This is a genomic window from Aurantibrevibacter litoralis (assembly GCF_034651555.1).
Taxonomy (GTDB): domain Bacteria; phylum Bacteroidota; class Bacteroidia; order Flavobacteriales; family Flavobacteriaceae; genus Aurantibrevibacter; species Aurantibrevibacter litoralis.
Map to the genome: position 1 here is coordinate 25991 of NZ_JAYEEQ010000026.1, position 16103 is coordinate 42093.

Here is a 16103-nt window from a genome sequence, read left to right on the forward strand (position 1 = left end):
ATGTTCAACTTGGGGATAAACACTATCACTTAATTACAATGTAAAGATACAGCGTCTTTCATTAGATGCTAAATATTTGTTGTGAACAGGCGCTAAAATGTGGTGAAAAATTTAACGGTATTTTTTCTCCGATGAACGGCACGATGAAATCTAAATAAAAGGATTAATATTCGTCTAAATGTTCAGGATACAAGAAATTATTATACGGAAATCGAGTTACATGAATATCGCGGACTTCGGTATACACCCTTTTTCTAAAGGTATCTAAATTTTCTTTGTTAAGGGCAGAAATAAATAACGCCCTATCGCCCATACGTTGCATCCAGGTTTTTTGCCATTCGGCAAGCGTAAAATGAGATGATGTTTTTTCGGTGACGAGATCATCTTCTGCAATAGGATTATGTCGGTAACGGTCTATTTTGTTGAAAACCATTATGGTTTTTTTGTCGGCACTATCGATTTCGCTTAAAATTTGGTTCACAGAATGTATGTGCGCCTCAAACTGCGGATGCGAAATGTCTACGATATGCAACAGGAGGTCGGCTTCGCGAACCTCATCTAAAGTGCTTTTAAAACTCTCAACCAGCTGCGTGGGTAATTTTCGTATAAATCCTACAGTGTCACTTAAAAGAAACGGAAGATTGCCAATGACTACTTTGCGCACCGTGGTGTCTAAGGTAGCAAATAGCTTATCTTCGGCAAAAACAGCACTTTTACTAATTACATTCATCAATGTAGACTTTCCCACATTGGTATACCCTACCAAGGCTACGCGTACTAGAGCCCCGCGATTGCCCCGTTGGGTTTCCATTTGTTTGTCTATTTTCAGTAACTTTTTCTTTAAAAGAGAAATGCGATCTCGGACAATACGTCTATCAGTTTCTATTTCAGTTTCTCCCGGACCACGCATGCCAATACCTCCTTTTTGTCGTTCCAAATGCGTCCATAAACCCGTTAGTCTGGGAAGTAAATATTCGTACTGTGCCAATTCTACTTGCGTACGGGCATAGCTGGTTTGGGCGCGTTGTGCAAAGATGTCCAAAATAAGACTGGTTCTATCCAGAATCTTACAACGGAGTTGTTTTTCTATATTGCGTTGTTGGGCAGGAGTTAGTTCATCATCAAAAATGACCGAACCGATGTCATTTTTGGATACGTAGTCCGCTACCTCTTCCATTTTACCACTGCCAATATAGGTTTTAGGGTTAGGAAGATCTATGCGCTGTATAAAGCGTTTGGTAACTTCTCCTCCTGCCGTATAAGTTAAGAATTCTAACTCATCTAAATATTCGGTTACTTTTTCCTCGTCTTGCTCACGGTGAATTACACCTATGAGCACGGCCCTTTCATAGTCAATCGTTTTCTTTTCTAACATACTTTTAGTTATAGTGCAAAGCTACTAAATAGTACTCAGGGTTTTTTTGTAATTTTAGGTCATATCCCTGTATTAATTCTATTTCTATGACAGAGGCAACTACGAACAGCGAAATCCATACTGTAGCTTTTTACAATGTAGAAAATTTGTTCGATTTAGAAAATGATCCTAATACCCTAGACGACGATTTTACGCCTTTGGGACAAAAAAAATGGAACGGCAAACGCTATAAAAACAAGGTACATAAAGTCTCCAAGACCATCTCGGAAATTGGCCTTAAAAATGCGCAACAACCACCCACACTACTAGGTATGGTAGAGGTAGAGAACGATAGCGTGGTTAGGGATGTTTTAGCTACTTCTTATTTACGAAGATGGGATTATGATTTGGTTCATTTTGACTCTCCCGATGAACGAGGCATAGATACTGCCTTGGTCTATCAAAAGAAATATTTTGACGTACTACATGCCGAGCCTATTCCCCTTGTGGTTCATAATACCAATGGAGAGCCAGACCGTACCCGAGATATTCTATATGTCCATGGAAAATTAAATGGAGAGGAGGTACATGTTTTTGTAAACCATTGGCCTTCCCGACGCGAAGGTGCCGAATTCACGGAATTTAAACGAATAAAGGCTTCTGAAACCATTAAAACCTTTGCACAGCGCATAGAGACCCAGTACGAAAATCCCAATTACCTCATTATGGGCGATTTTAACGACGACCCACACTCGGCCAGCATGCAATCTCTATTAGAATTGCAGACATTGTACAATCCGATGGATAAGTTAGTTTCTCCAATGCGGGGGACGCTAAACTATAAAGCGAATTGGAATTTGTTCGATCAGATTATTCTTTCTCACAGTTTTTTTAATTTCGAAAAACAAACCCATTCCTTTGCCCATGCAAATATTTTTGATCCTCATTTTTTAACCGAATGGGAGGGAAAAGTAAAAGGCAATCCGTTTCGAACCTATGCCGGGAATACCTATTTGGGTGGCTATAGCGATCATTTTCCGGTGTACATTCAATTGAAATATCATCCGTAAGTAGCAACGGCGTCCTCAAAATGGAGGTTTATATATCTAGAATAGCTCAGAATTGTGTATTTCATCGATTAAATGGGTGGTTTTGTCGATATTAATTTGTTTGTTTATATATTTGTAGTCCAAATCTTACTTAGATGATTGTCATGGACTACATAAATGTTCCTCGAGAAGGGTTTCGTGCCAATGCTTTCAGCCTACTTTTTCTCTTAGGATGTGCCTTTTCTTTTGGTCAAAACGAGATGCAGCAACAGAAAATAAAAGAACACTATCGTGCTTCTAAATTACCAGCGGTTACGGCGGATTTAAAGAAAGATTTTTTGGTGCAGCGGCAACAGCTTTTGCAAACCGCAACCGCTAAAGGATGGAAAATTTCCGAAGAACTCCCGCAAGGCGGCTATGTGGAGCTACAAGATATTGGTGCAGACGGCACACCTTTGTACTACACTACATTCAGCGATTATGCTACCAGAGTATCGCGAGCCAATACCCTGTACAGTAACGGATTATTGAATTTGGATATTGATGGTACAGGCATGAACGTGGGTATTTGGGATGGAGGCACCGCCCTAACTACCCATCAAGAATTTGATTCTAGAGTTGTTTTGGGTGATGCTACTGGCACCACCAATGCGCATGCTACCATGGTGATGGGCACCCTAATTTCTAAAGGGATTAAGGCCAAGGCCAAAGGGGTTGCCTTTAATGCGAAAGCGGTAAGCCATGACTGGACTCGAGACAAAATAGAAGTAGCGGAGGCAGCAGCGAACGGACTTTTAGTCTCGAATCACTCGTATGGCATACAAACCGATAGGGTACCCGATTGGTATTTTGGATCCTACATTAAAGTAACCCAAGAATGGGATCAAATTATGTACCATGCGCCGTATTATCTCATGGTTACTGCTTCCGGTAATGCACAAAAAATGGGTCATAACAGTACACCTATGTTTGGTGCGCCTGCAAATGGATTTGATCTGATGTTGGGTTTTGCATTAACCAAGAACGGCATTACTGTAGCCGCAGCAGACACCAAAATAGATAACAATGGGCGTTTAACGCAGGCTAATGTTGCCGGATATAGTAGTTTTGGCCCGGCAGATGATGGACGCATAAAACCGGATCTTGCCGGTGCCGGTGGTAGTATATATACAACAACTGCCAAAGATAATTCGGCCTATGACACTTCATTTGGCACTTCAATGGCTACGCCGGGCATCACTGGAACTCTTTTGCTTTTACAGCAGTATTATGAGCAATTGTATGGCACGTACATGCGGGCAGCTACCGTTAAGGGATTGGCACTGCACACAGCCGACGATGTGGGCTTGCCCGGGCCCGATTACCAATTGGGATGGGGGGTTATGAATGCCATGACTGCTGCGCAACTGATTACAGATAAGGATTATAGTACGTTTATCCAAGAGGTAACACTTTTAGAGGGTGATACTTTTGATTTTACAGTAAAAGCGCTAGAGAATGTGTCGTTGCTAGCATCTATATCGTGGACCGATCCTGCTTCGGATAATGTAAACACAGGAATACTCAACGAGAGTACACCAGCTTTGGTCAACGACTTAGACATTAGAATATCGAAAGATGGGACCACTTTTTATCCATGGAAATTAAGTGCGATGAATGCGGATCAACCTGCTACAAAGGGAGATAACAAGGTAGATCCTTATGAAAAAATACAGATTGAAAGCGCTCATGGCGAATATCACATTCGAATAAGTCACAAAGGAAAACTTAAAAATGGCAGCCAGAATTTTTCTCTTATCGTTTCTGGAATTGCGGTGACGGATTGTGCACTTGTGGCTCCCACAGGCATTCAGCTTGTTGAAGCGGATGAGCATTCGGTGCAATTTACATGGGATGCTATTACAGATGCAGTTTATGAAGTACACTATTCCGAGGCTTCTTCGGATACCTGGAAAAGCAAACTTACGTCGGAAAATAAAAGTATCCTAGACGGTCTTAGTCACCAAAATGAGTACAAAATTAGGGTGCGCACGATCTGCACAGAAAATAAAGTTTCAGAATTTAGTGCCGTTTTTGAGTTTAGTTTTACAGGAGCCACTACCGTTTTAGAATTACAAGAATCCTATGAAACGTTGACAGCTCCTGAAAAAATCGGAATTTCGATATTTCCCAATCCGGCAATGGCGTATATTGTAGTACAAGGAAAACGTTCTGAGATGGCTTCCTACCGCATTTTATCTATGTCCGGAGTACTGCTACAGCAAGGCGATGTACACGATTCCGGAATAAACGTAAATCATTTATCATCAGGACTTTATATGTTAGTTATTCAGGATGTAGAAGGCCTGAGGACGACTAAATTTTACAAGAGCTAAACACTGAGAATCTCGTGCGCTTCCAATAATTCGTCGTTCCGCAAGCGCAAGAAGACCTGGGCAATGGTAACCACATCGCGCTCACAGTAGAGAATGATGCGATCCAGATCTTTTTCATCGTAATAAACCGTTCGTACCATACTGCCGTCTATATCCTCTTTGGGGGATGGAATGCCAAGAATGTGCGCAAGTAATTTAAGCGAGGTGTAGTGTTTATAATCACCAAATTTCCAAAGTTCCATGGTGTCCAGATGTGGAATTTCCCAAGGTTTTTTTCCAAAAAGATCGAGTTTGCTGGGAAGTCCAATACAATTTATAATCATTCTTCGGGCAATATAAGGAAAGTCGAATTCTTTTCCGTTATGGGCACACAAGACATATTTTGGTTCCTGAAAGTGCGTTTCTAGAAGGGTTTTAAATGCTTTTAAAAGCGCGGTTTCATCGCCATGGAAGGAGGTTACTCTAAACGTGCGATCGTTTCCTTTAAAATGAAAATAACCTACGGAAATACACACAATCTTCCCAAATTCTGCCCAAATACCTGCCCTGTCATAGAATTCTTCGGCGGTAAACTCCTCCTTGCGCTGGTAGCGCGATTTATGTTCCCAAAGTTCTTTTTTTGAAGCATCAAGCTCGTTGAAAGTTTCATGTTCCGGAACGGTTTCGATATCTAAAAACAAAATATGTTCCAAGCTAATTTTTCGAAGCATAGCGTTATTGTTTTAGGAGCAAAAGGCCTTCAATATTTGTCAAATTGATGCTGTCCTGCGTTGAATAAAAAGAAAGCTGGGTTAAAATTAATTTCAGAGCAAGCGAGTCATTATGTGCATAAAGTATCATTTCGCTGGGAGGTACTTTTTCCGGATAATTGCCGTAAGAAAGCAGTGTACGCAACTTATCTTGAAAATCAATTTCCAGAACCTTTTCAGTACGATTCGTAGAAAGTATCACGCTTTGTTTTTGCAAATCCAAAGCACTTATAAAGCGACCAATCTTTTGTTTGAGGTCTGTATTGTTGGTAAGGTTGATAGGCACTAGATGGGTATATCCTTCTATGTTATAGTCTTTAGTTTGATGATCATTATAATAGCTGAAATATTTCACGGTGTTCTGTATTGTTGTAGCCTCATTAGGATCTAAAGTGATTTTTAAAGCATCCAGAATACGCCTAGTATCTACATAATTCCGTTTAGTGGTATCAGTCATGAGCGTATCGTTGTTTTTTTTAGACAAGGGAATACCCATCATTTCATCAAGCGCAGCCAAGGATTCTCTTTCATGTAAGTACGACAAAATAGACTCTAGTTGTGCGTACTGCGCTTCAGAAGCCAGGTTTCCGTTAGCGGTAACATGTTCAAACACTTTTTTGAATTGCCGTAACTGACTTTTCTTAGACACCTCAAAAACGCCCCAAAATCCAAAGGAGGCTACTAGGATTAGGACGAAAAGAGTATAGGGCAGAATTTTAAGTTTTTTGGTCTTGTTTAAAAGCAGATACAGGGTTATCCCTAATATCCATATAGCCATTAGGAGCACTATATATCTGTTTTCGGTGATACCGTAGTCTAAAATACGCCTAAAAATAGCCACGAAAAGCAACACAATGAGAGGCAGTAGAAAGATATAAAACCAAGGGTGAAATCGGTTTATAAGCCATGATTTTAAATCCTTTTCCACAGGATGAATCATAACCTGTACACTAAATCCCAGTAAGGCCAACACGGTAACCAAATAGGAGACCCACCCTTGGGGCAATTCCCAGTAAAAAACAATCTTGATACTGTAGGCATAAAGAATGATAAGGTAAAGAAGAATCAAGGGAATCAATATATACGTAACAAAGATCTCCAAAGCTTTGTTATAATGAATGACGTTCTGTGAACCTCTATTTTTTGGAAAATCTGAAAGATATATCCACGTATGTACAATGCCCAAGCAAAATACAAAGAGCTGTCCAAACGAGTGGTCGGGTATCCTTATCGTAAACAGGGCTTTTATAGCTTGTAAGGCCAAAACTAATCCAAGAAAAAGTACGCCAGAGAAGAAAGCGCTGCGCAGTAGGGCATATCCTAGGTTTTTAAGATAGTTCCAGTATGCGTTTTTGTTCCAAGTAACTACAAAAGGGGCAAAGAACACAAAAAGGTGCCCGGCGATCAGCAATATAAAAAAGCGAAAGATAAATTCTGGATTAACGGGATATTTCTCAAAATCGGGTAAGTGCAGGTAAAAGGCTACTAAAAGAACCAAAACAATACCCTTAGCCCATTTCCAATATTTTTGGGAAGCCCGTTGTTCTATAAAAAACTGACTTGCCATAAGCCAACTGATGCCTAAAACCAAGGTAAGCAGCACCGCGGCTTCTTTTTCAAAAAAATGTACTGAATCGCCTTCAATTTTGTAAATGCAGTACAAACTACCCAGTGTTGCCCAAACTATGGTAACCGGAAACCGGGTAAAGGCGTGCTTTGCCCTATCTGTAAACTCTGAAACAGAAACTAATGCCATAACCTAATAATTACTCTAATATACAAACAAATTGGGTGTATTTCACAGCCATATTATGGATATTAGTTTGGGAAATACTGACTACGTATAACTAGGGTTCACCACATTTGCGAATAAAAAATTTCTTGAAACTGACTATCCCCGAGGCAAGCCTTAGGGGTATACTTCTACTGCGCTCAGCACGGGTTTCGCAAGTTTCATTTTGGCCTTTGAGTCAAAAATCGAAATTTTGTATTTTACCTCACCCGGAACTGCAAAAAGACAGTTCCGATCGCTCCAAAGGAGCGATAAATAGGTAACCCCGACCCAAGGGTCGGGAAATCTTTAGATTAAAATACCTAAATCTTTGTCTTCTCAAGGATGTAGTACCAACCAAATCAGGGTTGGTAAACGCTAACTAAGGGCTAAGGTGAAAACCACAACAAAATGACCTCTGAAAAGCATGAATACTAAAGGGTAAAAAAAAGTCGGATAGGCGTCTTACTCCTCCAGATCTTCTCGTCGGGTATGTTCCTCAATACGATCTTTTAGGGGATTTTTAGATCGGGTCATTTCATTGAGCTTGTGAAAATTCAATGAATTTTCAATATCGGTTTTAGTGTTGAACCCAACAATTAATTGTCGATCACCGAGGTACGAGGTAAATCCGTTCACTAGATCGCCCAAGAAATCATCCGCTTTGTACATTTCAATAATAAACCTATTTCCTTCAAGATTTTTGGTCGATGAATCGGCAAAAGTAGAGGTTACAATTTCGCTGACCAGAATCCAAGGAGTAGCACTGGTATTCACTACGGTATTTTCGCTTCTATTACTGTCGTATACCGACATCCCCGAGGAAACTTTTGAATCCGTGTACGTACCGTCAGAAAAAAAATGAACCAAAAATGATGAGAACAGAATTTCGGAATAAAACAAATGCGCAATTCTAATGAGGTAATATGCAAAAAATACAATGAGCGCAGGGTAATAGAAGGTGGTAAATAAGGCGCTTACGGTAATTTCATTCGGTAAGCTGCCAAGGGATAGAAATAAGAGGATAAAACCAAAAAGCAGAAATACCCTGCCTGTAAGGGCTACATAAAAGCGTTCTTTTTTAGCACTATCCGGCAAATTGGTTTCCCGCGGAATGGGTTGGGTCTCCTGTATGGTGCTCCCATGGAAACTACCTTTGTTCTGGCTTCCTTCGAGCTCTAATATGGGTTTTATTTCCTTATACACTCTATTGGGCAGTTCCATATACCTTTTATTGGCCATCTCAATCTCAAAACACCTAAAAATATCTTTGGGATGCACCGATACTTGAATATGCTCTTTATATTCGCTAACCGCAGTTTCCGGATGTAACACTTCCAAACGCTTTAAGGATAAAAAATAGGATATAAGTACTAAGCTTAGTGAGCACACGAACAAGAGGGCAATTGGTGCTGCAAAATTTATTTCAAGGGACGGAATAGCAGCGCCATTTCGCGCCAAAACTTCTAAAAATACCGGGGCTAAGATGGCCAAAAGAATGTTTATAATGATATTTTTATAGCTGTACACGGAAGGAGCTATTAGGGATATTCGTTTTGTATTGGGTCTATAGGTAAACCAGACAACGAATTGTTTTAGTACAAAGAAAAGGCCAAACAAGCTTATAATGGCTGTTTTATCGGTTAGGTGTATAAGTCCTATAGATGTAGAGAAAATGGTAAGCGAATACACCGCAAAAAACAAAAGAAAACTCAGAAGGAGGGAGGCTACGCTTTCCATTAAATTTCTGAAGCCGATGGGCAGAAATAAGGATTTATGAAAAACACTTATTAAAAGCCGAGAAACAAAATCATTTTTTTCAATAAATGTTGGATTTGTTCTGCGCATAAGGACTTTTTCTATAGTTTCCTGATTGTAGGGGAAGGGCGAAATGTTTGCGGGTACATCTCTGCCTACAAGAAACCTAAAAAGTCGTACGCTTCCAACAATGATGGCTCTGATGCCCACGGCTAAAAACACGACAGAAACGATTAATTCTAGCCATGCCAATAGCTGAGCTCCGGAGGCAATACTTATTCGTACGCGGAAGACTAAAATGATACCCAGGAGTACAACCAAGGTGCCGAAAACGACGTCTAAGAGTCCCTCTGTTTTGAATGGATTTTTGATATCCAAGGTTTGTTTCCCGTAATTAAAAGCCATGATTATTTTGTTTTTGGTTATTGGTTTTTTTAAGTTACATGAACATATCAGTTTTGATACGAAGATGAATTTTTAGGCTAAAGTATTGATTCCATGGGGGTCAGATCAAATATAATAAATTTATGCGTATGCGACTTCACTTTTTTAAGTCCGTATTTAATCATCTAATTTGGTGGTAGAATGATCGTATATTGTAATACAAGATTTGGTGATGGCAAGCATACTCAAGAATTAAAGTTAGGGGTGCCACTTTAAAGTTGTCAAAGCTGAATTTATTTTTTAAAAAATTCACCTATCTGAAAGTTCCATTTAAAGAAACCTTAGAAATGCGCATTTTAGATTGGTCTTTAAGAAATACGAATTATGAGACGTTTCGGAGAGTTAAAAATACAAGACATACAATCGGATAGGGAAAAAAGTAGAAAAACCACTAGACAAAACACACTTTGATGGATTTAATTTGGGCTTCCAAACCTATTAAGCTTGTATTTTTTTAGCGTAGAAATAACCTAAAATTCTTAAAATAGTAACCTGAAGTCTTATAGTTCTCATTCTTCTTATTTATTTTTATAGTTCGTTACCAAGAAAAAATGCAAGGTTTAAAAAATTGGAACTTTAGAAAATGGCTCAGAATAACCGGTAAACTTTTTGCCGGTGTTGCTGTCATTGGATTACTTTTTTTGTGGCTAGTACCTAAAATTTTTACTGATGATATTAGCACCATCATCAGGAATCAGGCCAATCAATCACTCACCACTAACTTCGACTTTTCGTCTTCAGAACTGTCTTTTTTTAAACATTTTCCGTTGTTAACATTTTCGTTTTACGAATCTACGCTTGATGCCTCTGCATCCTTTGAAAACGATACCCTGTTCTACGCCAAAGAAATCTATTTTAAAATAAATGTTTTAAAACTCATTTTCTCAAATCAGGTTAAAATAAAGGGTATTGTGGCCAATCAGGCTAATATCAACTTAATGATTGATCAAATAGGAAATAGCAATTACCAAATCTATGAAACCGAAACCGAAACTATTGCCAAGGCCAATAAACAACTATTTCTAGAAATCGATCAATTTGAAATCAAAAACAGCAAGCTATTTTTTAATGATTTATCATCAAAAGTAAATTTTAGCGCTAGTGATTTTAATTTTGAAGGAGATGGAAGTTTACTCACTGCCAATGTCAATCTCAACACCACCATTAAAGCACAAAACTTTGAATTCCAATACGATGGAACGAGATATTTTTTTAAAAAGAAATTAAATGCAAAAGTAAAAACACGCTATAACACAGATGAGCTTTCGTTTAAATTTGACAATAATAAGATACAAATCAATAAATTGCCATTAAACTTTGAAGGTGAATTTACGCTATTATCCGATGGTTATGATTTTGATTTTTTTGCCGATTTTAACAATACGAAAATTGAAAACGTACTGAGTGCCTTTCCGCCGAAATATGATCTATGGATGCAGCAAACCAAGGTAAAAGGAAGCGCAAGTGCCGAAATGGCATTAAAAGGTAGAAAAAGTAAACTCAACAATTTATATCCTGATTTCTCTATGAAATTAAAATTGGAAAACGGAGCAATAGACTGCACGTATACTAGTGAATATATTGAAGACATCTTTATAGAAGGATCGTTTTTTATGCCACAACTTAATTTATCGATGGCCGATTACGATATAGAAAACTTCTATTTTAAAGTCGATGAAGATTATTTGCAAGGCACCTATTTTGAAAAAAATAACGGCAAAGAAAAATTGGTAAACGCTGACATAAAGGGTGTAATAAATTTAAAAAGTATTTCGAACGCTTTGGGAATTGAGAATTTGGTGATGGATGGCAATGTTGATGTAGCCATTACCTCTAACGGTTATTACAATCCGGATAAATTAGAATTTCCAAAAACCGAAGCCTATTTTAAAATAGAAAATGGTCTTATACAATCGCCGTACTATCCCAATCCTATCACTAATTTAAATGCCGATGTAAAACTTCATAGTGCCGCCAGTACTTTTAGGGATGCGAGTTTAATTGTTGAAAATTTGAATTTTTTATTTGAAAACGAGCCTTTTACAGCTAACGCCAGCTTTAGCAACTTTGAAGATGTTGATTATAATATAGTTGCCAACGGCACTTTTAATTTGAACAAATTTTACAAACTTTTGGGAGCTTCGGTGAACAACCTCGACGGATTAATCATTGCAGATTTAAGTCTTAAAGGAAAGCAGAGCGATTTCTCAGCCGGTAATTATAACCTGCTTTCTCACAGTGGCAGCCTTAAGTTTAAAAACATCAATACCAGAGTAAATAATTACCCAAAGGATTTTATAATTGAAGATGGCATACTTTTATTTTACAATAATAATACATCTTTCAACAACTTTAAAACCAGCTATGGGGCTTCAGATTTGTTGCTAAACGGAAATTTTAATAACCTACTTTCGTATATGTTTTACAGCAAGGAACATTTGGCAGGAAAGGTTAGCATTAGTTCTAATTTTTTTAATTTAAACGAGTTTGTACCCAGTTTTTCATTTAAAGAAAGTGATCAATATAATCCTATTTATGTTGATACCAATTCGGTTGAACAATATGGTGTTTTAAAACTTCCAAAGCGTGTTAATTTAGACACCCAACTAAATGCAGCTCATGTACGCTACGATTCTATTAATGTTTACAACGTATCATCAAGAGTATTACTAAAAGACGAAACGTTAATCCTTCAGCAAGCCAATTTAGAACTTATTGATGCTACAGCAACGATATCGGGTAATTACAAAGCCATTGATAAAAACAAAGCTATATTCGACTTAAATCTGGCAGTTGACGATTTTGATATTAATCGAGCTTATAACGAATTGCCTTTGTTTAGAGAAGTGGTGTCGGCAGCCGCCTACACCGAAGGTGTTGCTAAATTAGAATACCAGCTATCAGGTGTTTTAGATGGTGAAATGAAACCTATTTTTCCATCGTTGGAAGGTTCAGGAACTTTAAATATTAAAAACGCTACCATCAAAGGATATAAATTACTGGGAACTGTTTCTAAATCAACCCAAACCGATGCATTTGAATCGCCTGATTTAAAAGAAGTCATTATTCCTACTACCATAAAAGATAACATTTTAACCATTGAAAGATTTCGAATGAGATCGAAAGGCTTCAGACTGCGTACTGAAGGCGAAACAAATTTAGACGGCGATTTGAATTTAAAAATGCGCGTAGGTTTACCACCTTTCGGGATTATTGGCATACCCATAAAAGTAACCGGCACCAGCGAAGAACCCAATATTTCATTAGGAAGAAAATCGGCCGATTTAGAAGCGATTTCTTATGAAGATTATCTTGAAATGCAAAGAGATAGCGTGTTTTTTAAAGAATTAGACAGCCTACAACGTAAAGAACTCAAAACCAAATTCTCAGAAGAATTGGAGCTGAACCAATCCTAAAAAACGGATAATTAGCGTTTCCTCGGAAACTCAAAATTGAAAACTATTCCATTCGGTAAATTTCACCAGATTCGTTATAAAGAGGATGAGCCAGTGAACTTCTTTTTGCAGGAATTTGGAATGAAGGCTACACAAAGTTTTGAAAAATGTTACCCCAAAACGTAACCCCTAAACATACGAAAACCCCCGTAAAACGAGGGTTTTCTGTGGTCCCACCTGGGCTCGAACCAGGGACCACCTGATTATGAGTCAGGTGCTCTAACCAACTGAGCTATAGGACCGTTCGGCTTTTCTTTTTTTGGAGTATCCCGAACTAAGAATTGCCAAATTGCGGTTGCAATATTACCACTTATTTTATTATACTGCAAAATTATAATACGACAAGAACAAATTGAGCTCCATATAGACCACAAGCAATACAGAAGAATTTCGTACGCTTAACCTAAGTCTTTAATATTCATATCATCTACCAGCTTCCAAAGCTCGTCAATTTCCATGCCTTCTCCCGTGGCTTTAATATAAAATCGCTTATCCTGAAAAAGCTGTATCACAGACTTATTGCGACGCTTGTTGTATTCCTCAATGGCTTTGGTGCCATTTTTGGTGACGGTCTTGCGCAGCTTATCTTCAGATTCTTCTTCAAAATCTTGGGAAAAAATGAGTCTGAGGCTGGCAGTGGCATAAGCACCCATTTCTCCAGCGCCATCGATAACTTCGATTTTTACGGTCTTTTCCTTGTCCTCTGTAGCGTATGAGGCTTCCACGGAGGCAATATTCATCATCCCCATGGCTCCGGTCTTAAAAGCAGTGCGTTTCATTCCATGTACATCATTCGGTAGCCATGCTTTTAGTTCATCGTTGGTAAGCGGCGTGGTTTCCGTTAGGTCTTTGATGTCGTCTTGCATCTTGGCCGCTTCGTTTATTAGCTTGTTGCTATTGGTGGCTGCTTGTTTTACCTCCTTGGCTTTTTTCACTACAGGATTGTCTTTGCAGGACAATACACAGAGTAGGGTTACGGCAATGGTAATCAGTTTTTTCATGAGAATTAGATTAAAGTTAAACATTGTATTAAGTACTACGATCCTTATGTTGATAATGACGTTACTGCTAAAAGTCTATGGTAATTTTATTTCCTTTTAAAGGAACGAGACCTACGTTATTTCATCATGTTAGGGGTATTTTAAAAGGGCATTTAAAAGACAATCTGTCTTTATGCACTATAGTCATCAGTTAAAATGTATTGTTTTTCAAAAGGTCCGATGGACCTCGTCAAAAATCATTTGCGCACATCGTATAAATTTTAATACATACGCGTGCGTGCACCTTGGGTTTCGGTTTGGCATCCGCCTTATTTTTATGTTTATTTTCATAGGCTCTTTGGCACTAAATATTGTTTGTATTGGTAGTAGCATATGAGCACGCCCATTACCATCAAAAAAAGCGCAAATAAATAACTGCCTCTATGTATATCTTCACTACTCAATAGCATGGCCTCTGAGGGATTATCTGGATTTACAAGCATTACGAGCTCTTCATTAATACCATAACGGGCAAATTTACTTGAGGTTTTATACGTGTAGGGTACTGTTTCCCAATGGTAGTTTATGGTATAAAAATCTCGTCTATTCGTTTTTTCAGAAGAACTACTTCGATCTACCTCGGCAACAATTCCTTTAATTTGAACGCCCTTTTTATTTAAAATTTTAGCGGTTTGGGCTCCGGAATATTTGTAATAGCCCATCCCCAAGCCACCTAAAACCAATCCTATGCCAATGGCCATAGACAACCATAGCGGTGCATGTTGTATTTTTTCTTTCGATGAAGTACTGAATGCCTTTGTTGGTGGCGTAGCATGCTTTGTAGTAGTTTCTTCTTTATTTGGGATCATGTTTAATGGGGCTTGCCTTTGGCTACGACCCAAAGGGGGAGCGGTGTCACCTGCATATTTTAGCGACGCTCGACGGATTACTTTATACCCCAAAAAAGAGAGTGCGGCTAAGCCTAAGAACACAAAATAAAACCGGAGCGTGCTGCTGCCATTTTCAACAGTAAATTCCGGTTGATCGGGGTTTATGAGTATGGTTACCAACGTATCTATCTCCAGCGTTTCGGCATTGTCAAAGGTATAGTGAATGGTGTCTGTATACACCCTTTCTTTATATTCATAGGAAACTACCGGTCTCAGAACTTCGGTATATCTGGCATCTAAAAAGACCGTTTCCTGTTGTACAAAATCAATGACCTTGGCTTCAAGTTCAACAAGGCTGTTATAGCTGGTAATGGTGCTCCATATGCCCCACACAAAAAGAACTAGAAAAACCACGGTAAAACAACCACAACCTTTGGCCAAGGGTTTAGTTATTTTTGTAACCGTTATGGAACTGGCCTGTGCTTGAGACATATGAGATATGGATTAAAAATACTTTACGACCCATTTAATACGGTCAAAATCAGCATTGACATTAGTAATCAAAACTTTACTTGGTTTGGAAGCCGTTTCATTGGGGTCCGTTTTGTGTATTTCCTGAATGTGATATGCAACTAAATTATAACCCGTTTTTAGACTTAAGTCAAAACTATAGGTCGCATTTATATCTTCGTTACTAAGGTTCCAAACGGTATTGCACGTAGTTGAAATGGTAACGTCTTCGGTTACATAAACAATTTCGTAAAATGAAGCTTTTATGGGTTCCATATAGGAGGAATCTTCTCGCCATGGCAACAAGTTTTCATCAGAGAGTGGAAAAATTGTTCCGGCCCACCGCCCTTTGTGCCATAGGCCAATATAACCTCCTTTCACCGCTTTCACATTAGGGTTGTTACCAAAATGATCTTGATTGCTACAACTAAACTCAAACGCAAAATCTAAATCTCCAAAAGTCCATTCTAATTGTTCCTTAGGTAAGAAATCGACCTTACTATCCGGCATTTGAAAGTGCAGGCCTCCATCGGGCTTAACAGTGCCTAATTTTACTGGATAATCCATTCCATAAGGAAGAATTACCAATTCCATCTCCGGAAGTCCGGGTTGCGGATTATGTAATTTTGAGTTGAATTCTTGAGAAAAAAGCGTGGTTATTCCCAATAAAAATAAGATTGAAATTAATGTGTGGATGCGCCGGTCAAATTGAGCCATGTGCGCCGGATGAAAGTGAGCCGTTTAAACTAGTTGCTTAAAATCGATTCA

Annotated in this window: 10 protein-coding genes and 1 tRNA gene; 3 read left to right on the forward strand and 8 right to left on the reverse strand. The window is 38.6% G+C overall.

The window, feature by feature from the left end; genetic code table 11:
• Positions 1-163 precede the first annotated feature (163 nt).
• Entirely contained in the window at positions 164-1375 is a 1212-nt protein-coding gene (hflX, locus tag U1E44_RS15490; protein WP_322932021.1) for a GTPase HflX, read from the reverse strand.
• A gap of 86 nt (positions 1376-1461) precedes the next feature.
• Between hflX and U1E44_RS15495 the strand changes: the two genes are divergently transcribed.
• Both U1E44_RS15495 and U1E44_RS15500 read left to right on the forward strand, forming a co-directional pair.
• On the forward strand, positions 1462-2424 hold the full coding sequence (locus U1E44_RS15495; RefSeq protein WP_322932022.1) for an endonuclease/exonuclease/phosphatase family protein: 963 nt from the start codon (positions 1462-1464) through the stop codon (positions 2422-2424).
• A gap of 143 nt (positions 2425-2567) precedes the next feature.
• The gene (locus tag U1E44_RS15500) at positions 2568-4778 is read left to right on the forward strand and encodes a S8 family serine peptidase (RefSeq protein ID WP_322932023.1); all 2211 of its coding nucleotides are present in this window, start codon (positions 2568-2570) and stop codon (positions 4776-4778) included.
• On the opposite strand, the gene U1E44_RS15505 is transcribed toward U1E44_RS15500, so the two are convergent.
• The 3 genes from U1E44_RS15505 to U1E44_RS15515 all read right to left on the reverse strand — a co-directional run bounded on the left by U1E44_RS15505 (position 4775) and on the right by U1E44_RS15515 (position 9461).
• Positions 4775-5488, reverse strand: a complete 714-nt coding sequence (locus U1E44_RS15505) for a 3'-5' exonuclease (RefSeq protein ID WP_322932024.1) — start codon at positions 5486-5488, stop codon at positions 4775-4777. The two genes, U1E44_RS15500 and U1E44_RS15505, sit on opposite strands and share 4 nt — an antisense overlap.
• Positions 5489-5492: 4 nt before the next feature.
• Positions 5493-7283 carry a DUF4153 domain-containing protein gene (locus U1E44_RS15510; RefSeq protein ID WP_322932025.1) on the reverse strand — a complete coding sequence of 597 codons (1791 nt, stop codon included), beginning with the start codon at positions 7281-7283 and terminating at the stop codon, positions 5493-5495.
• A gap of 480 nt (positions 7284-7763) precedes the next feature.
• Positions 7764-9461, reverse strand: a complete 1698-nt coding sequence (locus U1E44_RS15515; protein ID WP_322932026.1) for a hypothetical protein — start codon at positions 9459-9461, stop codon at positions 7764-7766.
• Positions 9462-10051: 590 nt separating this feature from the next.
• On the opposite strand from U1E44_RS15515, the gene U1E44_RS15520 reads away from it, so the two are divergent.
• The gene (locus U1E44_RS15520; protein WP_322932027.1) at positions 10052-12916 is read left to right on the forward strand and encodes an AsmA-like C-terminal region-containing protein; all 2865 of its coding nucleotides are present in this window, start codon (positions 10052-10054) and stop codon (positions 12914-12916) included.
• Positions 12917-13123: 207 nt separating this feature from the next.
• Here the strand turns inward: U1E44_RS15520 and U1E44_RS15525 are convergent.
• The 4 genes from U1E44_RS15525 to U1E44_RS15540 all read right to left on the reverse strand — a co-directional run bounded on the left by U1E44_RS15525 (position 13124) and on the right by U1E44_RS15540 (position 16052).
• Positions 13124-13197: transfer RNA gene (locus U1E44_RS15525), tRNA-Ile, on the reverse strand.
• A 156-nt stretch (positions 13198-13353) separates the two neighbouring features.
• Positions 13354-13956: a hypothetical protein gene (locus U1E44_RS15530; protein WP_322932028.1), complete on the reverse strand. Its 603-nt coding sequence runs from the start codon at positions 13954-13956 to the stop codon at positions 13354-13356.
• Positions 13957-14282: 326 nt separating this feature from the next.
• Positions 14283-15317: a DUF3592 domain-containing protein gene (locus U1E44_RS15535; RefSeq protein WP_322932029.1), complete on the reverse strand. Its 1035-nt coding sequence runs from the start codon at positions 15315-15317 to the stop codon at positions 14283-14285.
• Between the two features lie 12 nt (positions 15318-15329).
• Positions 15330-16052, reverse strand: a complete 723-nt coding sequence (locus U1E44_RS15540; protein WP_322932030.1) for a hypothetical protein — start codon at positions 16050-16052, stop codon at positions 15330-15332.
• Between the last annotated feature and the right edge of the window lie 51 nt (positions 16053-16103).

Excerpts from the sequence above, each read along its gene's own strand:
- U1E44_RS15540 (WP_322932030.1), bottom strand. The coding sequence starts at position 16,052 with ATGGCTCAATTTGACCGGCGCATCCACACATTAATTTCAATCTTATTT.
- hflX (WP_322932021.1), bottom strand. The coding sequence starts at position 1,375 with ATGTTAGAAAAGAAAACGATTGACTATGAAAGGGCCGTGCTCATAGGT.
- U1E44_RS15495 (WP_322932022.1), top strand. The coding sequence starts at position 1,462 with ATGACAGAGGCAACTACGAACAGCGAAATCCATACTGTAGCTTTTTAC.
- U1E44_RS15520 (WP_322932027.1), top strand. The coding sequence starts at position 10,052 with ATGCAAGGTTTAAAAAATTGGAACTTTAGAAAATGGCTCAGAATAACC.
- U1E44_RS15530 (WP_322932028.1), bottom strand. The coding sequence starts at position 13,956 with ATGAAAAAACTGATTACCATTGCCGTAACCCTACTCTGTGTATTGTCC.
- U1E44_RS15535 (WP_322932029.1), bottom strand. The coding sequence starts at position 15,317 with ATGTCTCAAGCACAGGCCAGTTCCATAACGGTTACAAAAATAACTAAA.
- U1E44_RS15505 (WP_322932024.1), bottom strand. The coding sequence starts at position 5,488 with ATGCTTCGAAAAATTAGCTTGGAACATATTTTGTTTTTAGATATCGAA.
- U1E44_RS15500 (WP_322932023.1), top strand. The coding sequence starts at position 2,568 with ATGGACTACATAAATGTTCCTCGAGAAGGGTTTCGTGCCAATGCTTTC.
- U1E44_RS15515 (WP_322932026.1), bottom strand. The coding sequence starts at position 9,461 with ATGGCTTTTAATTACGGGAAACAAACCTTGGATATCAAAAATCCATTC.
- U1E44_RS15510 (WP_322932025.1), bottom strand. The coding sequence starts at position 7,283 with ATGGCATTAGTTTCTGTTTCAGAGTTTACAGATAGGGCAAAGCACGCC.